18 protein-coding genes are annotated in these 19,725 nt (G+C 74.9%); 8 read left to right on the top strand and 10 right to left on the bottom strand.

What is annotated here, in order from left to right; translation table 11 throughout:
- Positions 1–94: 94 nt before the first annotated feature.
- From ACQPX6_RS05710 to ACQPX6_RS05700, 3 genes are all read right to left on the bottom strand, one after another.
- Complete coding sequence (locus ACQPX6_RS05710) at positions 95–1,399, bottom strand: citrate synthase (protein WP_433786088.1); 1,305 nt, start codon at positions 1,397–1,399, stop codon at positions 95–97.
- A gap of 167 nt (positions 1,400–1,566) precedes the next feature.
- Positions 1,567–2,574 carry a carbohydrate kinase family protein gene (locus tag ACQPX6_RS05705; RefSeq protein WP_433786087.1) on the bottom strand — a complete coding sequence of 336 codons (1,008 nt, stop codon included), beginning with the start codon at positions 2,572–2,574 and terminating at the stop codon, positions 1,567–1,569.
- Positions 2,571–3,506 (bottom strand): aldose 1-epimerase family protein, encoded by a 936-nt coding sequence (locus tag ACQPX6_RS05700; protein WP_433786086.1) that lies wholly within the window; start codon positions 3,504–3,506, stop codon positions 2,571–2,573. The genes ACQPX6_RS05705 and ACQPX6_RS05700 overlap by 4 nt, the downstream gene beginning before the upstream one ends.
- 85 nt (positions 3,507–3,591) lie before the next feature.
- Here ACQPX6_RS05700 and ACQPX6_RS05695 point away from each other — a divergent pair, with 85 nt between their 5' ends.
- On the top strand, positions 3,592–5,001 hold the full coding sequence (locus ACQPX6_RS05695) for an NAD(P)/FAD-dependent oxidoreductase (protein ID WP_433786085.1): 1,410 nt from the start codon (positions 3,592–3,594) through the stop codon (positions 4,999–5,001).
- Between the two features lie 4 nt (positions 5,002–5,005).
- Here ACQPX6_RS05695 and ACQPX6_RS05690 read toward each other — a convergent pair whose 3' ends face one another.
- On the bottom strand, positions 5,006–6,310 hold the full coding sequence (locus tag ACQPX6_RS05690) for an MFS transporter (RefSeq protein WP_433786083.1): 1,305 nt from the start codon (positions 6,308–6,310) through the stop codon (positions 5,006–5,008).
- Between the two features lie 17 nt (positions 6,311–6,327).
- On the bottom strand, positions 6,328–6,951 hold the full coding sequence (gene pdxH / locus ACQPX6_RS05685) for a pyridoxamine 5'-phosphate oxidase (protein ID WP_433788196.1): 624 nt from the start codon (positions 6,949–6,951) through the stop codon (positions 6,328–6,330).
- A 281-nt stretch (positions 6,952–7,232) separates the two neighbouring features.
- Here pdxH and ACQPX6_RS05680 point away from each other — a divergent pair, with 281 nt between their 5' ends.
- From ACQPX6_RS05680 to sepH, 3 genes are all read left to right on the top strand, one after another.
- Entirely contained in the window at positions 7,233–8,363 is a 1,131-nt protein-coding gene (locus tag ACQPX6_RS05680) for a citrate synthase 2 (RefSeq protein WP_433786082.1), read from the top strand.
- 120 nt (positions 8,364–8,483) lie between these two features.
- The gene (gene serC, locus ACQPX6_RS05675; RefSeq protein ID WP_433786081.1) at positions 8,484–9,620 is read left to right on the top strand and encodes a phosphoserine transaminase; all 1,137 of its coding nucleotides are present in this window, start codon (positions 8,484–8,486) and stop codon (positions 9,618–9,620) included.
- Positions 9,621–9,842: 222 nt separating this feature from the next.
- On the top strand, positions 9,843–10,883 hold the full coding sequence (gene sepH, locus ACQPX6_RS05670; protein WP_433786079.1) for a septation protein SepH: 1,041 nt from the start codon (positions 9,843–9,845) through the stop codon (positions 10,881–10,883).
- Between the two features lie 29 nt (positions 10,884–10,912).
- Here sepH and ACQPX6_RS05665 read toward each other — a convergent pair whose 3' ends face one another.
- On the bottom strand, positions 10,913–11,632 hold the full coding sequence (locus ACQPX6_RS05665) for a DUF2537 domain-containing protein (protein WP_433786078.1): 720 nt from the start codon (positions 11,630–11,632) through the stop codon (positions 10,913–10,915).
- Entirely contained in the window at positions 11,629–12,441 is an 813-nt protein-coding gene (locus ACQPX6_RS05660; RefSeq protein ID WP_433786077.1) for a TrmH family RNA methyltransferase, read from the bottom strand. Before ACQPX6_RS05660 ends, ACQPX6_RS05665 begins: the two co-directional genes overlap by 4 nt.
- A 156-nt stretch (positions 12,442–12,597) precedes the next feature.
- Here ACQPX6_RS05660 and ACQPX6_RS05655 point away from each other — a divergent pair, with 156 nt between their 5' ends.
- Entirely contained in the window at positions 12,598–13,140 is a 543-nt protein-coding gene (locus tag ACQPX6_RS05655) for a bifunctional nuclease family protein (RefSeq protein ID WP_433786075.1), read from the top strand.
- Positions 13,141–13,372: 232 nt separating this feature from the next.
- Positions 13,373–14,887: a glutamate--cysteine ligase gene (locus tag ACQPX6_RS05650; RefSeq protein ID WP_433786073.1), complete on the top strand. Its 1,515-nt coding sequence runs from the start codon at positions 13,373–13,375 to the stop codon at positions 14,885–14,887.
- On the opposite strand, the gene ACQPX6_RS05645 is transcribed toward ACQPX6_RS05650, so the two are convergent.
- Together ACQPX6_RS05645 and ACQPX6_RS05640 are read right to left on the bottom strand one after the other, a co-directional pair.
- Positions 14,833–16,125, bottom strand: a complete 1,293-nt coding sequence (locus ACQPX6_RS05645) for an MFS transporter (protein ID WP_433786072.1) — start codon at positions 16,123–16,125, stop codon at positions 14,833–14,835. The genes ACQPX6_RS05650 and ACQPX6_RS05645 overlap by 55 nt on opposite strands.
- 50 nt (positions 16,126–16,175) lie before the next feature.
- Complete coding sequence (locus ACQPX6_RS05640) at positions 16,176–16,394, bottom strand: dodecin (protein ID WP_433786070.1); 219 nt, start codon at positions 16,392–16,394, stop codon at positions 16,176–16,178.
- Between the two features lie 114 nt (positions 16,395–16,508).
- Between ACQPX6_RS05640 and ACQPX6_RS05635 the strand changes: the two genes are divergently transcribed.
- Positions 16,509–17,894: a molybdopterin-dependent oxidoreductase gene (locus ACQPX6_RS05635; RefSeq protein WP_433786069.1), complete on the top strand. Its 1,386-nt coding sequence runs from the start codon at positions 16,509–16,511 to the stop codon at positions 17,892–17,894.
- On the top strand, positions 17,894–18,403 hold the full coding sequence (locus ACQPX6_RS05630) for a hypothetical protein (protein WP_433786067.1): 510 nt from the start codon (positions 17,894–17,896) through the stop codon (positions 18,401–18,403). The genes ACQPX6_RS05635 and ACQPX6_RS05630 overlap by 1 nt, the downstream gene beginning before the upstream one ends.
- Positions 18,404–18,406: 3 nt before the next feature.
- Here ACQPX6_RS05630 and sfnG read toward each other — a convergent pair whose 3' ends face one another.
- Positions 18,407–19,531 (bottom strand): dimethylsulfone monooxygenase SfnG, encoded by a 1,125-nt coding sequence (gene sfnG, locus ACQPX6_RS05625; protein WP_433786066.1) that lies wholly within the window; start codon positions 19,529–19,531, stop codon positions 18,407–18,409.
- Positions 19,532–19,725: the final 194 nt, after the last annotated feature.

The following is a 19,725-nucleotide window of genomic DNA, read 5'->3' as shown; positions in this document are numbered from 1 at the left end:
GCCCCGCCCGGCCGCTGAACGCACGAACGGCGCTCCCGCTGCGTCGGAAGCAGCGAGAGCGCCGTTCGTTCGTTCGGGGGTGCGGCCGATCGGTCTAGCGCTGGCTCAGGTCCACGTACGAGCGCTCGGTGGGCCCCGTGTACACCTGGCGCGGGCGGCCGATGCGGGTGTCCGGGTCGTCGATCATCTCGCGCCAGTGGGCGATCCAGCCGGGCAGGCGGCCGATGGCGAAGAGCACCGTGAACATCTCGGTCGGGAAGCCCATCGCCTGGTAGATCAGGCCCGTGTAGAAGTCGACGTTCGGGTAGAGCTTGCGCTCCACGAAGTAGTCGTCCTCGAGCGCGAACTCCTCGAGCCGCATGGCGATGTCGAGCATCTCGTCGCCGCCGCCGAGCTTCTCGATGATGCCGCGGGCGGTGTCGCGGACGATCGCGGCGCGCGGGTCGTAGTTCTTGTAGACCCGGTGCCCGAAGCCCATCAGCCGGGCGCCCGGCTCCTTGTTCTTGACCTTGCGGACGAACTCGTCGGCGTTGCCCTCGTTGTCCCGGATGCCCTCGAGCATCGAGAGCACCGCGGCGTTGGCGCCGCCGTGCAGCGGGCCGAACAGGGCGTTGATGCCCCCGGAGATCGAGGCGAAGAGGTTGGCCTGCGAGGAGCCGATCATGCGCACCGTCGACGTCGAGCAGTTCTGCTCGTGGTCGGCGTGCAGGATGAACAGCATGTCGAGCGCCTTGGCGACGTCGGGGTCGACCTCGTAGGGCTCGGCGGGCAGGCCGAAGGTCAGGCGCAGGAAGTTCTCGACCAGGCCCAGCGAGTTGTCCGGGTAGAGGAACGGTTGGCCGATCGAGTTCTTGTAGGCGTAGGCCGCGATCGTGGGGACCTTGGCCAGCAGCCGGACGCTCGACAGGTCGACGTTGGGCTCGTCGAAGGGGTCGAGGCTGCGCTGGTAGAAGGTCGACAGCGCCGAGACCGCCGACGAGAGCACCGGCATCGGGTGCGCGTCGACCGGGAAGCCGTCGAAGAACTTCTTGAGGTCCTCGTGCAGCATCGTGTGCCGCTGGATCTGGTCGGTGAACGTCTCGAGCTGCTGCTTGTTCGGCAGCTCGCCGTAGATCAGCAGATAGCTCGTCTCGACGAACGTCGAGTTCTTCGCCAGATCCTCGATGGGGTAGCCGCGGTAGCGCAGGATGCCGGCGTCGCCGTCGATGTAGGTGATGTCCGAGCGACACGCGCCCGTGTTCACGAAGCCGGGATCGAGGGTGATCAGCCCGGTCTCGCCGAGCATCTTGCCGAGCGAGACCCCCGAGGATCCCTCGGTCGCCTCGACGATCTCCATCGTGTGCTCGCCGCCCGGGTAGGACAGCGTGGCGGTGCGCTTCTCGGAGTCCTCGCTGGCCATCGGCAGTCAGTCCCTCTCACGAGCGTCGTGAGCGGGAGGGGCGGCGGCGCCGGCCGCGGGCTTCGAGCCGGACCGCCGGCGCGCCGGGGGTGTCCCCGCGGCGCACTCCCGCAACAGTCGGGGTTCGTACGAGCGCGAACCGTAGCGCTCGCGCGGTCCGTGACGCATCACGAGCCTCGCCGCCGCCCGACGTGGTCCGCGTCACTCTCGTGACGGCCGGGTGCCGTGCCGTCGAGCTCGGCGCGCCACGGGGGCTCGGCGCCGGCGCGGGACACGGTCCAGGCCGCGGCCCGCGCGGCGAACCGCAGCCCTTCGCTCCACGCGTCGGCGTCGAGGCGGGCGACGGCGTCGCGGTCGAGGGCGTCGCGGTCCGCCAGCCAGGCCAGGACGGCGGCATGGACGCTGTCGCCGGCGCCGATGGTGTCCACCAGCGGGCCCACCTCGTCCGAGGCCACCTCGACGACCCCGCCGCCGCGGGTGTGCGCGGTGAGGCCGTCCGCGCCCCGGGTCAGCACGACGGCGCCCGCGCCGGCGTCGAGCAGGTCCGACGGCGTGCGCCCCCACCGCTCGGCGTCCTCGTCGGAGAGCTTGACCAGCCCGGCCACGGCCGCGATCGCGTCGAGGCGGGCCACCACGGCGTCGGGGTCGTCGACCAGCCCGGGCCGCAAGTTGGGGTCGAGGCTGACCAGCCGCCCGCGCCCGGCCTCCCGCTGCGCCAGTGCGGCGTACCGGCTCGCGCCGGGCTCGAGCACCAGCGAGAGCGTCCCGACCGCCAGGGCCGCGGTGTCGGGCGGGAGCTCGCCCGGGTCGGCGACCAGGCGGTCGGCGCTGCCCTCGACGTGGAAGGCGTAGCGCGCGGCGCCGTCGGCGTCGAGGGTGACGACGGCCAGCGTGGTCGGCTCGGGGCCGCGCTGCACCAGGGCGGTGTCGACGTCGTTGGCCTCGAGCCGCGCGACCAGCGCGTCGCCGAACGGGTCGGTGGACAGGCGGGTCAGCATCGTCGTCGGGACCCCGAGGCGCCCGAGACCCACGGCGGTGTTGAACGGCCCGCCGCCCAGGCGCGGGGCCAGGGGGCGCAGGGCCGGGTCGCCGCCGGCCGAGCCGACACCAGCCGCGCCGTCGGTGGGGACGAGGTCGACCAGCGCCTCGCCGCCGACGACGACGCGGCCGCTCACGTGTCGTCCCGCACTGCGTCGGATGGTCCGGCTCCGCTTCGCTCCGCGTCCCGGATGCCCCAGCGGACCGTCCACGTCTCCCCCGGCGCGAGGACGTGCAGGTCGGTGCCCGAGTGCGCGGCGTCGGGCGGGCAGGTCATCGGCTCCACGGCGACGGCGCGGCCGCGGCCGTCGAGGTCGTCGGGGGTGAAGACCTGCACCCAGCGGACGTCGGCGTCACCCCACAGGGCGGTGGCGCGGCCGTCGGGCGCGGTGAGCACGCCGAGCGTCCCGTCCGGCGCGGGCGCGACGCCGAAGCAGGTGTCGAGGGCGAGGTCGCCGACGCGGCGCCCGGCGCGGAGGTCCTCGGCCGCGGTCACCGGGCGCACCCCCGTGGGCACGAGGGCGTCGTCGACGTCGACGACCCGGTCGGCCCAGAGGGTCAGCACGCAGTCGTCGGGGGCGGCGTCGCCGACGCGCAGGTACGGGTGGGTGCCCAGGGCGGCGGGGACGTCGCGGTCGCCGGTGTTGGTCAGGGCGTGGGTGACGGTGAGCCCGCCCGGCGCGAGCGCGTAGGCGGTCTCGACGTGCAGCGCCGCGGGCCATCCCCAGGCGGGGTCGACGTCCGCGGCGAGCGTCACCGCGTCCTCGGCGCGCGCCGTGACCGTCCACGGCCGGCGGCGCAGGAAGCCGTGGATGGCGTGCCCGCGGGCGGGCTCGGTGACCTCCAGGGCGTACGCCTCGCCGCGCCAGGTGTACCGCGCGCCGGCGATGCGGTTGGGCCAGGGCACGAGCACCATGCCCGCCCCCTTGGGCGGCGTGGACTCCACGTCGAAGCCCTCGACGCGGTCGTGGCCGCCGAGCGCGAGCGCCCGCAGACCCGCGCCCACCCCGGTCACGACGGCGCGGCCGTCCGCCGCCACGAGGTCGATCTGCTCGCCGGTGGGGGGCACCGGCCCACGTTAACGCTGTGACGATCGGGGGTCGGCCGTGCGTGCCCGGTTTGACGGGTGCCCCCGAGCGGAAACAGTGCAGGGCATGACGGACGACACGGGGCCCACCACCGGACGCCCGCCGAGGGTGGTCATCGTCGGCAGCGGCTTCGCGGGCTTCAAGGCCGCGCGCTCCCTCTCCAAGCGGATGGGCGACGCGGTGGACATCCTCCTCGTGAGCCCGACGAACTACTTCCTCTACCTGCCGCTGCTGCCCGAGGTCGCCGCCGGCATCCTCGAGCCGCGCCGCATCACGGTGGCGCTGCGGGCTGCCCTGCCGGCCTGCGTGCGCCACGCGCCCGGCGAGGTCGACGAGCTCGACCTCGACCAGCGCCGCATCGGCTGGCTCGACCCCGAGGGCGCCCACCACGAGACCACCTACGACCGGCTCGTCATCGCGGCCGGCAGCGTGCACAAGGTGCTGCCGGTGCCCGGCGTGACCGAGTACGCCCAGGGCTTCCGCGGCGTCCCCGAGGCGCTCTACCTGCGCGACCACCTCATCCGGCAGGTGGAGCTCGCCACGATGTCCGAGGACCCCGAGGAGCGCGCGGCCCGCCTGACCTGCGTCGTCGTCGGCGCCGGCTACACGGGCACCGAGGTCGCCGCGCAGGGCCAGCTGTTCATGAAGGAGCTCGCGCGCAGCCGCGGCCTCGAGGAGCCGCACTGGGTGCTGGTCAGCCGCGGCGAGGTGCTGGCCGGGCTCGCCGACCACCTCGCGCACACCGCCGACCGCGTGCTGCGCGAGCGCGGGGTCGACGTCCGCACCCACGAGCAGATGGACGAGGCCACCGGCGACGGGGTGCGCCTCACGTCCGGCGACACCATCCCCACCCGGACGCTGCTGTGGTGCGTCGGCGTGCGCCCGGACCCGCTGATCGACGACCTGGGCCTCGAGGTCGACCAGGGCCGGCTCGTCGTCGACTCGCACCTGCGCGTGCCCGGCCACCCCGAGGTGTTCGCGTGCGGCGACGCCGCCGCCGTCCCCGACCGCGCGCGGCCCGGCCAGTACACGGCGATGACCGCCCAGCACGCCGAGCGCCAGGGCACGCTGGCGGGCCGCAACGTCGCCGCGTCGCTGGGCCACGGGCGCGAGAAGGCCTACAAGCACCGCGATCTCGGCTTCGTCGTGGACCTCGGCGGCTTCCAGGCGGCGGCCAACCCGCTGGGCATCAAGCTCACCGGCACGCCCGCCCACGTCGTCGCCCGCGGCTACCACCTCATGTCGATGCCGGGCAACCGCATCCGCACCGCCGTCGACTGGACCCTCGACGCGCTGCTGCCGCGCCAGACCGCCCAGCTCGGGCTGGTGCGCTCGCCGGCCGTCCCGCTGGACTCCGCCTCCCCCGAGGTGCCCCAGCACGGGCTCGGCTTCCCGCACGCCGCGGCGCCGGGGTCGCGGCGCAACGAGCAGCACGGCGAGCAGCGCCAGGAGCAGCGCAGCGAGGTCGCGGAGTAGGGGCTCAGCCGACGGTGTCGTCGTCCCCGACCGGCGCCCGGTAGCGCCAGAACACCGGGAAGATCGCCACCACGAGCAGCGTGAGCACGATGACGCCGACGCCGCCGATCGTCGTCGCCGCCTGGGGGCCGAAGGCCGCGGCGGCGGGGCCGTGCCACAGGTCGCCCAGGCGCGGGCCGCCGGCGACGACGACGGTGAACGTGCCCTGCATCCGGCCGCGCATCTCGTCGGTGGCGACGACCTGCAGCATCGTCTGCCGGAACACCGCGCTGACGAGGTCGGCGGCGCCCGCGACGGCCAGCAGGGTGACGGCGAGCCACAGCATGGAGGTCAGCCCGGACAGGGCGACGCCGAGGCCCCAGACGCAGATCGCGACCGTCACCGCGACCCCTTGGCGGCGGATGCCGTGCAGGCGCCCGGAGAACAGCCCGCCGAGCGTCGCCCCGATCGCGATCGAGGCGTAGAGGGCGCCGAGCGCGGGGCCGCCGCTGGGCGGGTCCCCGAACACCGTCACCGCCTCCTCGGGGAACACCGCGCGCGGCATGCCGACGGCCATGGCCACGACGTCGACGAGGAACGAGACGAGCAGGACCTGGCTCATGGCGATGTAGCGGAAGCCCGCGAGGACGTCGCGGAACCCGGCGCTGCGGCGCACCGCGTGCACGGCCCCGCGCAGGCCGCCCGGCTCGCCGTCGGCGACGGGCAGGCGCGGGAGCTGGTAGGCCGCGTAGATCGACGCGGTCAGGCAGACCGCGTCGACGATGTAGAGCGTGCCCACCGAGGTGAACGTCAGCGCGACCCCGGCCAGCAGCGGGCCGGCGATCGAGCCGAGCTGGTTCACGGTGAACAGCAGCGTGTTGGCCGCCGGGAGCTCGTGGTGCGGGAGGATCCGTGGCAGCACCGCCGCCCGGGTCGGCTGGTTGACCGCGAGGAACGCGCTCTGCACCGCGTAGAGGGTCAGGATCGTCCAGGGCCCACCGACGCCCGTGAGCGAGACGACCGCCAGCAGCGTCGACGTCACCGCGATCCCCGTGCCGGTGAACACCAGCAGGCCGCGCCGGTCGACCGCGTCGGCGATCGCACCGCCCCACAGGCCGAAGACGATCAGCGGGACGAGGCCGAAGAGCCCGGTGAGCCCGACCCACGTCGACGACCCCGTCAGCTGGTAGAGCTGCGTCGGGACCGCGACGACCGTGAGCTGCGCGCCGACGACCGTGATGATCGCGGCGATCCACAGCCGCCGGAACGCCGGCGTGCGCAGCGGCGTGGTGTCGGCGAGGAACCCGCGCGCTGATCGATCCCGTGGCACCGGGGAATCCTGCGCCCTCAGGGCGCGAGGCGCTCCACCACCCAGCCCGGGTCCGTGCGCCGGAAGCGCAGGCGGTCGTGGAGGCGGTCGGGGCGGCCCTGCCAGAACTCGACGTGGGTGGGCGTGATCCGCCAGCCGCCCCAGTGCGGGGGCGGTGGGATCTCCTCCTCGTCGGCGAAGCGCTCGGTGACGGTCGCGAGCTGGTCGTCGAGGGCGCCGCGGTCGCGCACGACGGCCGACTGCGGCGACGCCCAGGCGCCGAGCTGCGAGCCGCGCGGCCGGGTGCGCCAGTAGGCCAGGGTGTCCTCGCGGGAGACCAGCTCGACGGTGCCGATCACCGTCGCCTGCCGTTGCAGCGCGAGCCACGGGAACGTGGCCGAGCAGCGCCGGGTCTGGCGGAGCTGGTGGCTCTTCTCCGAGGTGTAGTTGGTGAAGAACGTGACCCCGCGCTCGTCGACGTCCTTGGCCAGGACGGTGCGCGTGGTCACGCGGCCCTCGTCGTCGGCGGTCGCGAGCACCATGGCGTTGGCGTCGGGCAGGCCGGCCTCGCGGGCGGCCGCGATCCAGGCGAGCAGCTGGGCGTGCCACGTGTCCGCCAGGTCGGCGGCGTCGAGCGACGCGGACCGGTAGTCCTCCCGCATGCCCGGCAGCTCCGCGCCCGTGCTCGTCACCCGGCCTCCTCATCGGCTTCGTGCGTCCGGTGTCCGTTTCCCGGGCGCACGGTAGGGATCCGGCGCCGTCCGCGACAGATCCCCGGTCACTCCCGGGGCGACGTGAGCAGGCCCACATAGCCCCTCGGCCCACGCGCGGCGCACCGTGCACGCGGGCCCACCACGCGTCGCCACACCCCGGCGGACCGGCGGGTCCGTCGGGCAGCGGGGCCCGCACCCGGGTCCCCGCGTCGTGCTGCGAGGAGGACCTCTTGACCCCTGCTGCTCCCGCCTCCACGTCGGTCCCGCCGCCGCCCCCGGGCTACTCCCCCGGGCTCGAGGGCGTCGTCGCCTTCCGCACCGAGATCGCCGAGCCCGACCGCGACGGCGGCGCGCTGCGCTACCGCGGCGTCGACATCGAGGACCTCGTGGGCACGGTCGGGTTCGGCGAGGTGTTCGGGCTGCTCGTCGACGGCGACCTCGGGCGGCCGCTGCCCCACGAGGAGCCGGGCACCGAGCCCCCGTTCAGCGGCGACGTCCGCGTCGACGTGCAGGCCGGGCTGGCGCTGCTCGGGGCGCGCTGGTCGCTGCTGCCGCTGCTCGACGCCACCCCGGAGCGCGCCCGCGACGACCTCGCCCGCGGGGCGGCCGCCGCGCTGGTCCTCGCCGCCCGCGCGGCCCGGGGCGACGGCCTGCCGCCGGTGCCCGAGGCGGAGCTCGACGGCGTCGCCGACCCCGTCGAGCGCTTCCTGCGGCGCTGGCGCGGCGACGCCGACCCCGTCCACGTGCGCGCCCTCGACGCCTACTGGGTCTCGGCCGCCGAGCACGGGCTCAACGCGTCCACCTTCACCGCGCGCGTCGTCGCCTCGACCGGGGCGGACGCCGCGGCCGCGCTGTCGGCGGCGGTCGGGGCCATGTCGGGCCCGCTGCACGGCGGGGCGCCGGCGCGCGTGCTGCCGATGCTCGAGGAGGTCGAGCGGACCGGGGACGCCGAGGCCGTGGTGCGCGGGGTGCTCGACCGCTCCGAGCGGCTCATGGGCTTCGGGCACCGCGTCTACCGCGCCGAGGACCCCCGGGCCCGCGTGCTGCGGCGCACCGCCCGCGAGCTCGCCGCCCCGCGCTTCGAGGCGGCCGCGGCGCTCGAGGCCGCCGCGCTGGCGGCGCTGCGCGAGCGTCGCCCGGACCGGGCGATCGAGACGAACGTCGAGTTCTGGGCGGCGGTCGTGCTCGACCTCGCGGGCGTCCCGGCGCCGATGATGCCGGCGATGTTCACGTGCGCGCGCACCGCCGGCTGGGCGGCGCACGTCCTGGAGCAGCGGCGCACCGGGCGCCTCGTGCGGCCGTCGGCGCAGTACGTGGGTCCGGGCGCGCGGCCGGTGGCGGACGTGGCGCGCTCGGCCTGAGCCGGGTGATCGTGGGGCCTTTCCTGGCGTTGAGTGCAAGCGTGGCCGCCACGCTGGCAAAGCCCGTGACAGTGGCCCACACGACAGCGACGGCGCGGGCGCGCTGCGAAGATGGCCGCCGTGACCACGTCGACCGACACGCTGCAGATTCCCGCCGAGCTCCTGCCCAGCGACGGGCGGTTCGGGTGCGGCCCCTCGAAGGTGCGCCCCGAGCAGCTCGCCCACCTCGCCGAGTCCGCCGGCGTGATGGGGACCTCGCACCGCCAGAAGCCGGTCAAGTCGATCGTCGGCCGGGTGCGCAACGGCCTGCGCGAGCTGTTCTCCCTCCCCGACGGCTACGAGGTCGTGCTCGGCGTCGGCGGGACCACCGCCTTCTGGGACGCCGCCGCGGCCGGCCTCGTGCGCGAGCGCAGCCTGCACCTGACCTACGGCGAGTTCTCCTCGAAGTTCGCCTCGGTGACCAAGGGCGCGCCGTTCCTCGCCGACCCGATCGTCGTCTCCGCCGACCCGGGCAGCGCCCCGGCCCCCACGTCCGACCCCAGCGCCGACCTCATCGGCTGGGCCCACAACGAGACCTCGACCGGCGTCGCCGTGCCCGTCACGCGGCCCAGCGGGTCCGGTGACGCGCTCGTCGCCATCGACGCGACCTCGGGCGCCGGCGGCCTGCCGGTGCAGATCAGCGAGTCCGACGTCTACTACTTCGCCCCCCAGAAGTCCTTCGCCTCCGACGGCGGGCTCTGGATCGCGATCATGTCGCCGGCCGCCCTCGAGCGCGTCGAGGAGATCGACCGGGACCGTCCGGGCGGGCGCTGGATCCCCGAGTTCCTGTCGCTGCCCACGGCGCTGGACAACTCCCGCAAGGACCAGACCTACAACACCCCGGCGGTGGCGACGCTGCTGCTGCTCGCCGACCAGATCGAGTGGATGAACGCCGGCGGCGGGCTCGACTGGGCCACCGGGCGCACCCGCGACTCCTCGGACCGCCTCTACACCTGGGCCGAGGAGTCGCCGTTCGCGACGCCGTTCGTCACCGACCCCCAGCACCGCTCGTGGGTCGTGGGCACCGTCGACTTCTCCGACGACGTCGACGCCGCGGCCGTCGCCTCGATCCTGCGCAGCAACGGCGTGGTCGACACCGAGCCCTACCGCAAGCTCGGCCGCAACCAGCTGCGCGTCGGGATGTTCCCGGCGGTCGAGCCCGACGACGTCACCGCCCTGACCCGCTGCATCGACTGGGTGGTCGAGCGTCTGACGTGACCGCGCTGGGCTGAACGGGCGAGGGCGCTCCGAGGAGGGCGCCCCGCCCGTGTCCACCGCTCACTCCGGCCACTCCTGACCCGTGACACGGGCGGCGCGCCTCCCTCGTCCGGGGAGAGGGGTCGCCTAGCGTCGGTGGGCGAGCACGGCGCCCCCTCCACCGCTCACCCAGAGCGGCAGTGTTGTCCGGGGCCCGGGCCGCGAGCCGACGGGGAGGCCTGGATGCGTCAGCTGCGCGTCGTCGGCCTGGCAGACGACCACCAGACCGTGATCTTCGAGGACCCCATCCGGCACGAGCGCTTCGCGGTCGCCGGGGACGAGCGGCTGCGCGCCGCGGCCCGCGGCGACGTGCGGCGCCTCGGCCAGATGGAGATCGAGGTGACCAGCCCGCTGCGCCCGCGCGACATCCAGGCCCGGGTGCGCGCCGGCGAGTCGGTGGACCAGGTCGCCGCCGCGGGCGGGGTCACGGTCGCGCACGTCGAGCGCTTCGCCTACCCGGTGCTGCTCGAGCGCGCCCGGGTCGCCGAGATCGCCCGGCGCGCCCACCCCCTGCTGCCCGCCGACCCCGCCCGCACCGACGGACGCACGCTCGGCGAGATCCTCGCCGCCACCTTCTCCGCCCGCGGCCAGGACCACGACGAGGCCCGCTGGGACGCGTGCAAGGGCGAGGACGCCCAGTGGGTCGTCACGCTCTCGTGGCAGGCGGGGCGCTCGGACAACACGGCCCGCTGGACGTACCGCCCCGGCCCCGCCGGCGGCACCGTCGAGCCGCGCGACGACGCGGCCCGCGAGCTGCTCGGCCAGGACCCCGTCGGCGGCCCGCGCCGCGGCGACGGCACCCCGGCCGCTGCTCCGGAACCGGCCCCGGAGCCCGTCGCGGCGCCCGAGGACACGCCGGCCCTGGCCGTCTCGGGCGACACGACCCCGGCGCGCGGGCCGGCGACGTCGGGACGCGGCACGCCTCCCGTGACGCCCCCCTCGGGCCGCCGCGGCGCTCCCACGGCCCGGCGCGGGGCGCGCCCGTCGCGCCCGGTCGTGCCGCCCGCCGACGTCCCCGCCGACGTCCCCGCGACCGTCCCCGCACCCCCGGCCACCGGCGAGCAGGTGCCCGTGCCCCGCACCGAGCGGCGCGACGGCGACGAGCCCGGTGCCGCCACCGCCACCGTGCCGCCCGAGGACGCCGGTCGCCGCGGCCGGCGGACGCACCCGATCGTCCCGTCCTGGGAGGACGTCCTGCTGGGCACGCGCTCGCCGCGCGCCTAGATCGACCCCAGGACCCGCCCAGGACCGGCTCAGAACGCCGCGACGGCCAGGAAGAGCAGCGCCAGCCCGGTGCCCGCGAACGTCCCGTAGACCGCCCAGCGCCAGGTGGGCACGTGGCGGTTGAGCCACAGCGCGGGCACGAGGCCGGCGACGACCGCGGCGTCGACCGCGAGGCCGAGCACGCCCAGCCCGGTGATCAGGGGCGCGGCGAGCGCGAGGTTGGCCAGCAGCACCAGGCCCGCGACCAGCACCGCGAGCACCAGCCCCGTGCCCCAGGGCGTGGCCTCGGCGGCGGCCGCCGCGGGCGAGGGCGTGCCGTCGCCCTCGCCGGTCGGGTGGGGCGCCGCCCCGTCGCCCTCGACGGCGCGCACGGGCAGCGGCACCGGGGGCGGGTGCGGGGTGCGCGTGACGGCGCGCAGCGCGACACGGTGGCCCGTGACCGGGTCGCAGTAGTCGACGGGCACGGCGAGCTCGACCGAGACCCGGGCGGCGAGCTGGCGGCCACGGCGGCTGACCGAGTCCGCGGCCGGGTCGGGGGCGGGCGGCGGGGCCGTCGGGTGCGCCCGGGGGACCGCCGCGAGCGGGCGGACCGTCGCGGCCACCCGCGCCCACTCCTGCAGCGCGTCGACGAGGTCCGGCGGCAGGCCCCAGGTGCGCCCGCCGGCCGTCCCCTCGACGCCCTGGTCCCCCAGCGGCACCCCCGCGACCATCACGCGGCCGCGCACGGCCCGCACCTCGACGACCTTCACCGCAGCGGCCCCGTGGCCACAGCGGTGGTGTGGAAGGCGACGGCGGCCGCCGTGGCCACGTTGAGCGAGTCGACGTCGCCGGCCATGGGGATGCGCACCCGGACGTCGGCGGCCGCGAGCGCCTCCTCCGACAGCCCCGGGCCCTCGGCGCCGAGCAGGAGCGCGAGCCGCTCATGGCCCGCGAGCGCGGCCAGCGCCGACGGGCCGCCCGCCGGGGTCAGGGCGGCGACGGTGAAGCCGGCGTCGCGCAGCGCGGCGACGGCCGTGTCGAGCGCGCAGGTGGCGAACGGCACGCGCAGGACGTGGCCCATCGAGACGCGCACGCTGCGGCGGTAGAGCGGGTCGGCGCAGCCGGGGCCGACGAGGACGGCGTCGACCCCGAGCGCGGCGGCGTTGCGGAACAGGGCGCCGAGGTTCTCGTGGTCGTTGACGCCCTCGAGCACCGCCACCCGGCGGGCGCCGGCCACCAGGGCCGCCGGGTCGGGGCTCGGGGCGCGGTCGGCGCTGGCGAGCACCCCGCGGTTGAGGTGGAAGCCGACGACGTCGGCCATGGTGTCGGCGTCGGTGACGTAGGCGGGGACGTCGGTGGCGTGCAGGTCGGGCGCGAGATCCTCGATCCGCCGGGCCACGCCGAGCAGGGCGCGCGGCGGGTACCCCGAGGCGAGCAGGCGGCGGACCACCACCGTGCCCTCGGCCAGCACCAGCCCGCGGCCGCCCGGGCGGTCGGGGCGGCGGTCGGCGCGGGCGAGGTCGCGGAAGTCGGCCAGACGCGGGTCCGCCGCGTCGTCGACCGCCACCACACGCGCCACGTGCGTATCGTTCCAGACCTCACCGACCCGCCGGGGAGGGCGGCGATCGGCGAGGTCGGGGGTGTCGCAGGAGTGTCGTGGCCCGCGGGTCGGGCACCCGGTGGCCGACGGAACGGAAGCCCCCGGCAGTGCCCGGGGACGTGGGAGGCTGGGCGCGTGAGCGAGATGCGGGTGGTCGGCGTGCTGGCCGTGGACGACGCCACGCAGCAGGGCGGCGCGAGCGGGGCCGGCGAGAGCAGGCACCCGGTGGTGCTCCTGCAGGAGACCCAGGGCAAGCGCTGCCTGCAGATCTGGATCGGGCTGGCCGAGGCCGAGGCGATCGCCCTCGAGCAGCAGGGCCGTCTGCCCGAGCGCCCGCTGACCCACGTGCTGATCTCGGACGTGGTGTCGGCCCTGGGGCGGCGCCTGGAGCGCATCGAGATCACCGAGGTCCGCGGCGGCACCTTCTACGCCGACCTCGTCTTCGACCGCGGGCTGCGCGTGTCGGCCCGGCCCAGCGACTCGATCGCCATCGCGCTGCACGCCGACGTGCCGATCCACGCCACCGAGGGCGTGCTCGCCGACGCCGGGGTCGTGGTCGAGGACGACGAGGCCGAGGAGACGCCGGCGAGCGGCGCCGCGACCGACGAGGACGAGGTCGACCGCTTCCGCGCGTTCCTCGACAACATCTCGCCGGAGGACTTCGGGCGCAGCGGGTGACGCCGCAGCGCACCGCCCGCCTGGTGGTGACGCTCCGTCGACGAACGGTCGCTCTCCGCGCTGCCGTACGCTGAACGGACGCTTTCCGTGGACGGACGGTGTCAGCGCCTGGCGTGTTCCAGCGGGCTGTGTCAGCGTGGCCGCGCGTCGGGGTGCACGCACGTGAGGGGGTCGGGGCTCCATCGGGAGCTCCGACGATCAGGTCGGACTCGGGACGGGAGCCGCGCGGGCAATGGGCCAGCACCTCACCGCCACCCTCTTCACCGCCTCGGACCAGGCCCGGTACCGCACCCGTATCCACCGGTGCCTCGAGGCCTTCGGCCGGATGGTCACCGAGGGCCGCTTCGCCGCCGAGGAGCCCAGCACCGGCGTCGAGATCGAGCTGGCGCTCGTCGACGAGGACATGCGCCCGGCGATGCTCAACCACGCCGTGCTCGACCGGTCCGCCTCGGACGTCCTGACCTCCGAGCTCGGGCGCTGGAACCTCGAGATCAACCTGCCGCCGCGGATGCTGCCCGGCGCCAGCGCGGGTGACCTCGAGCAGGACGTGCTCGACGCGGTGTCCTCCGCCGGCGACTGCGCCCGCGGCGTCGGCGCCCGGGCGGTGACGATCGGCATCCTGCCCACCCTCGCCGCCGAGCACCTCGCCTCCGACCAGCTCACCGAGGACCCGCGCTACGCCCTGCTCAACCGGCAGATGCTCACCGCCCGCGGCGAGCCGTTCCGCCTCGACATCACCGAGCCGCCCGCGCCGCGCCACGGCCCCGTCGGCGGCGCCCCGGCCGAGCACCTCGTCCTCGACGTCGACTCGATCGCCCCCGAGGCGGCCTGCACGTCGCTGCAGCTCCACCTGCAGCTCACGCCCGACGCGTTCCCGGCGTACTGGAACGCGGCGCAGGCCATCGCGGGCCTGCAGGTGGCGCTCGCGGCCAACTCCCCGTTCCTGCTCGGGCGCCGCCTCTGGGCCGAGACCCGGGTCCCGCTGTTCACCCAGGCCGTCGACACCCGGCCCGTCGAGCTGCGCAACCAGGGCGTGCGCCCGCGGGTGTGGTTCGGCGACCGGTGGGCGCACTCGGCCTACGACCTGTTCGAGGAGAACGTCCGCTACTTCGGCGCGCTGCTGCCCCTGGCCGAGGACGAGGACCCGTTCGCCGAGCTCGACGCGGGCCGCCCGCCGAGCCTGCACGAGCTGCGCCTGCACAACGGCACGGTGTGGCGCTGGAACCGCCCGGTGTACGACGTCGCCGACGGCGTCCCGCACCTGCGGCTGGAGAACCGCGTGCTGCCCGCCGGGCCGACGGCCGTCGACGCCGTGGCCAACGCGATGTTCTTCTACGGCCTCATCCGCGCCCTCGCCGAGTCCGAGCGCCCGCCCTGGCAGCTGATGTCGTTCGACGCCGCCGAGGCCAACTTCACCGCCGGCGCGCGCCACGGCATCGACGCGGCGCTGTACTGGCCGGGTATCGGCACCGTGCGGGCCGACGAGCTGGCGCTGCGCCGGATGCTGCCGCTGGCCCAGGAGGGGCTGGCCGCCTGGGGCGTCGACGGGGCCGCGGTCGACCGCTACCTGGGGATCATCGAGCAGCGCTGTGTGCGCCGGTGCACGGGCGCGACGTGGCAGGTCCGCACCGTTGCCGAGGCCGAGCGCGACGGCGCCGACCGGCCCGCCGCGATCCGCCGGATGATGCGCGGCTACCTCGAGGGCATGGAGGCCAACGAGCCGGTCCACGACTGGCCCGGCGGCTGATCCCCACCGCCCCGGCCCTCCCGGCGCCGCCACAGCACCACCCACAGCCCCGCCGCCAGCGCGGCCACCACGGACGCGGCGCCGCCGAGCACCAGGGGCGCGCGGCCGCCGAACTCCTCGGCCAGCCAGCCCAGCGCCGGCCCGCCCGCGGGCGTGCCGCCGAGCAGCACGAGCATCCACAGGCCCATGACCCGCCCGCGCACCGACTCGTCGACCCCGAGCTGCACGGCGGCGTTGGCGGCGCTGGTGAACAGCAGCTGGGCCGCACCGGTGGGGACGAGCAGCAGGGCCACGAGCGCGTAGTTCGGCATGAGGCCCGCGACGAGCTCGCAGACCCCGAACACCGCCGCGGCCACGAGCACCGTGCGCAGGCGCGGGCGGCCCACGCGCCGGGCGGCGCCGAAGGCCCCGAGCAGGCAGCCCAGGCCCAGCGCCGAGGTGAGCAGGCCGTAGGACTCCGCGCCGCGGCCGAAGACGTTGCGCGCCACGATCGCGAGCGTCACGAAGAAGTTGATGCCGAGCGTGGACACGAAGAACACGAGCACCAGCAGCAGCACGACGTCGGGGTGCCGGCGGACCTCGCGCAGCCCCGCCCGCACGGCGCCGCGCTCGCGGGGCGCGCGGGCGTAGGCGTGCATCTCGGCGGAGCGCATGGCGAACAGCCCGGCCAGCACGGCGACGAAGGTGACCGCGTTGATGAGGAAGACCCAGCCGGTGCCGACGGCGGCCACGAGCAGGCCCGCGACCGCCGGGCCGAGGATCCGGGCGGTGTTGAACGTCATCGAGTTCAGGGCCACGGCGTTGGCCAGCCCGCCCGAGCCGACCATCTCGCCGGCGAACGACTGGCGCACCGGCCCGTCGAGGGCGGAGAAGCAGCCCAGCAGCACGCACAGCACGTAGACCTGGGCGAGGGTGACCAGGCCGCCGACGTCGAGCAGGCCGAGGACGAGCGCGCACGCGCCCATGCCGATCTGCAGGCCCATGAGCAGGCGGCGCTTGTCGTAGCGGTCGGCGATCGCCCCGCCCCACAGCGAGAGCAGCAACGTGGGGCCGAACTGCAGCGCCGCGGCGACGCCCAGGGCGACGGGGCTGCCGCCGGAGAGCTCGAGGACCAGCCAGTCCTGGGCGACGCGCTGCATCCAGGTGCCGACCAGCGAGACGACCTGGCCGGAGGCGAAGAGGCGGTAGTTGCGGACCCGGAGGGCGGCGAAGGTGCCGCCGCTCACCGGGGCCCGCATCCACGCATCACGATCGTGAGCTTACCTAACGGTTCGGGGGACGTGCCGACTCAGGACTTGGTGTCCTCGAGGGCGAAGCCGATCTTGAGGGTCACCTGGAAGTGCCCGACCTCGCCGTCCTGCACGTGCCCGCGGATCTCGACGACCTCGAACCACTCGACCTGGCGCAGCGTCGCCGAGGCCCGGCGGACGGCCCCCCGGATCGCCTCGTCGACGCTGTCCGCCGAGCTGCCGACGATCTCGGTCTTGCTGTAGACGTTGTCCGCCACGCGTGGGCTCCTGTCAGACGACGGTGTTCATCCTGTTCCCTGCACTGAACCGATACCCGTTCCACCACGGACACCCACGTGAGCGGCACCGCGCCGCTCGACGGGAGGCGCACGGTGAGCAGTGCCACCGAGGACCGCGAGGAGCGAGCCGTCGTCGACGACGGTCCGCCCCCGACCCGTCCCGAGCCGCCCTACGGCTTCCCCCGCGGGCTGTGGCGCGGCCTGGCGCGCATCCCGGTGCCCCCGCCGTTCAGTCCCCGGACCTGGCGCAGCCCCCTGCGCGGCCCGTGGCTGACGTCGGTGTTCGCCTCGGTCCTGCTCGTCGGCCTGCCGATCGTCATCCTCACCGGCCTGCTGTCCTACCTCGCCTACGGCCCGCAGTTCGGGCAGGCGATCCCCGGCGACGTCGGGCTCCTGCGTCTGCCGCTGTGGGACTGGCCGGCGAGCCCCTCGTGGCTCTACCGCCTCACCCAGGGCCTGCACGTGGTCGGCGGCCTGGTGCTCGTGCCGGTGGTGCTGGCCAAGCTGTGGTCGGTGGTGCCCAAGCTCTTCGCGTGGCCGCCGGTGGTCTCGATCGCGTCGCTGCTCGAGCGGATCTCGCTGCTCGCGCTGGTCGGCGGCATCCTGTTCGAGCTGATCACCGGCATCATGAACATCCAGTACGACTACTCGTTCGGCTTCAGCTTCTACACCGCGCACTACTGGGGCGCGTGGGTGTTCATCGCGGGCTTCGTCAGCCACGTCGTCATCAAGCTCCCGACGATGGTGCGGTCGCTGCGCTCCGGGGCGCCCGGGCGGTGGCTGCACGACACCGTCGACGAGACGCGCCCCGAGCCCCCCGACGAGCACGGCCTCGTCGCCCTCGCCCCCTCACCGCCGACGATGAGCCGCCGCGGGCTGCTCGGCACGGTCGCCGGTGGCGGCGTGCTGGTCGGCGTCCTGTCGATCGGGTCGACGTGGGACGCCCTGCGCCCGCTGGCCCTGCTGCACCCGCGCGGGCAGTCCTACGGGACCGGGCCGAACGACTTCCAGGTCAACCGCACGGCCTTCGGCGCCGGGATCCCGCCCACGGTCGGCGACGGCTGGACGCTGCGCCTCACCGGCGGCCCGGTGGCCGTGGCCCTCACCCGCGCCGACCTCGCCGCGATGCCCCAACACACCGCGACGCTGCCGATCGCGTGCGTCGAGGGCTGGTCGACGACGCGGACCTGGAGCGGCGTGCGGCTGCGCGACCTCGCGGCCCGCGCCGGGGTCCCCGAGCCCGCCAACGCGTACGTCGCGTCGGTCGAGACCTCCGGGGCGTTCGCCCGCACCACGCTGCAGGCCAACCAGGTGCTCCACCCCGACGCCCTGCTCGCCCTGCGGGTGGGCGACGACGACGGGAGCCCGCTCGCGGACCTGTCGCTCGACCACGGCTTCCCGGCGCGCGTGATCGTCCCGGCGCTCCCGGGCGTCCACAACACCAAGTGGGTCGCCTCGATCGACTTCCGGGTCGCGTGATGGACGCCTTCCGCCGGTTCTACGGCTCGCACCCGCTGCACCTGCTGGCGCTGCTCGGCTGCTTCGCGCTGATCGGCGCCGTGCTCACGTTCGTCGTCCCCGACCCGAGCGCCTGGTACCTGCTCGTCTGGTTCCTCGGCGCGGTGATCGCGCACGACCTCGTGCTCTACCCGCTCTACGCGCTCGCGGACCGGTCGCTGGTGCTCACGCGCTGGGTCCGCCGCCGGGTCTCCGCGCGTCCGGTGACCGTCGCGGCGACCAACCACGTGCGGCTGCCGGTGATGGCGTCCGCCGTGCTGGGGCTGATCTACCTGCCGACGATCACGGGCCACGCCGAGGGCGCGTTCCTCTTCTCGGCGGGCATGACGACGCAGGGCTACGCCACCACGTGGCTCCTGCTGACCGCCGCGTTCTTCCTGCTCAGCGCCGTGATCTACGCGGCGCGGCTGGGCCGCGCGACCCTTCGTGAGCGGAATTCGCGGCCATCGCCGCGAATTCCGCTCACGTAGGAGTCAGGCCTGCGCCAGCGCCGGCCGGGCGTCGGGGAGCTCGGCCTCCATCTCGCGCACCAGCGGGAGCACCTTCTCGCCGAACTGCTCGATCTCCTCCTTGACGTGGAGGAAGCACAGCAGGGAGAGGTCGACGCCCAGCTTCTTGTACTCGACGAGCCGCTCGGCGACCTGCTCGGCGGTGCCGATGAGCTGGCTCTTGAAGCCGTCGTTGTACTGGACGAGGTCCTCGAACGAGGAGTCCGCCCACATGCCCTTCTTGTCCGACGCCGACGCGCCGGCCTGCTGCACGGCCTGGCGGAAGCCCTCGACCTGCTCGACGTTCGCCTTTTCGACGATCTCGCGCAGCGTGTCCCGGGCCTCCTTCTCGGTGTCCCGGACGATCATGAAGCCGTTGAGCCCGAAGTTGACGGTGCGGTCGTGCTCGGCCGCCGTCGCGTTGATGACGTCGAGCTGCTCGATGACGCCGTCGAAGTCCTTGCCGTTGGAGAAGTAGTAGTCCGACACCCGGCCGGCCATCTTCTGCGCGGCCGTCGAGTTGCCGCCCTGGAAGATCGTCGGGTGCGGCCGCTCCGGGGTGTTCAGGGGCTTGGGCTTCAGCGTGTAGTCGTGGAACCGGTAGAAGTCGCCACGGAACTCGAAGTGGTCCTCTTCCCAGATCCCCTTGAGGCAGCGGATGAACTCCTCGGTGCGGCGGTAGCGCTCGTCGTGCTCGAGCCACGGCTCGCCGAACGAGGTGAACTCGCCCTTGAACCAGCCGGACACGACGTTCGTCGCGAAGCGGCCGTTCGTCAGGTGGTCGGCGGTGGCGCCGAAGTTGGCGAACACGCCGGGGTGCCACATGCCGGGGTGCACGGCGGCCATGACCTTGAGGCGCTCGGTGGCCATCATGATCGCCAGCGACAGCGAGGTGGACTCGTGCTGGTACTCGGCGGAGTAGCTGGCCATGTAGCGCACCTGCGAGAGCGCGTACTCGAAGCCGTTGTTCTCGGCCGCGATCGCGGTGTCGCGGTTGTAGTCCCAGTTCCAGTCGGTGCGCTGCTCGATGGCGCTGGTGACCAGGCCACCGGAGACGTTGGGGACCCAGTAGGCGAACTTCAGGGGCTCGGTGGGGATGCCGACGGACACGGCGAATGGCCTCCTCGGAGAGGGGGTGGAGGGCGAGCAGGGGGCGGTGCGGCGGCGTGGGGGCAGCGATTCAGTGACGACAGAGCGTCGTCGCGAGCAGCCCGTGGTCGACGTGCCTGCGGCGCGTCAGCGGTGCCCAACCCATCGGCGCGACGCTCCCGGTACCGGGCAGTGGTGTCAACCGGAGCCCGGCC

Origin of the sequence: Actinomycetospora sp. CA-101289 (genome assembly GCF_050955895.1) — a bacterium.
Lineage (GTDB): Bacteria > Actinomycetota > Actinomycetes > Mycobacteriales > Pseudonocardiaceae > Actinomycetospora.
This window is presented reverse-complemented; position numbering and strand designations above follow the sequence as displayed.

What these genes read in the sequence shown, in the direction of transcription:
- ACQPX6_RS05645 (WP_433786072.1), bottom strand. Translation starts at nt 16,125, where the DNA reads ATGCGGGCCCCGGTGAGCGGCGGCACCTTCGCCGCCCTCCGGGTCCGC.
- ACQPX6_RS05630 (WP_433786067.1), top strand. Translation starts at nt 17,894, where the DNA reads ATGGACGCCTTCCGCCGGTTCTACGGCTCGCACCCGCTGCACCTGCTG.
- sepH (WP_433786079.1), top strand. Translation starts at nt 9,843, where the DNA reads ATGCGTCAGCTGCGCGTCGTCGGCCTGGCAGACGACCACCAGACCGTG.
- ACQPX6_RS05695 (WP_433786085.1), top strand. Translation starts at nt 3,592, where the DNA reads ATGACGGACGACACGGGGCCCACCACCGGACGCCCGCCGAGGGTGGTC.
- pdxH (WP_433788196.1), bottom strand. Translation starts at nt 6,951, where the DNA reads ATGCGGGAGGACTACCGGTCCGCGTCGCTCGACGCCGCCGACCTGGCG.
- ACQPX6_RS05650 (WP_433786073.1), top strand. Translation starts at nt 13,373, where the DNA reads ATGGGCCAGCACCTCACCGCCACCCTCTTCACCGCCTCGGACCAGGCC.
- ACQPX6_RS05710 (WP_433786088.1), bottom strand. Translation starts at nt 1,399, where the DNA reads ATGGCCAGCGAGGACTCCGAGAAGCGCACCGCCACGCTGTCCTACCCG.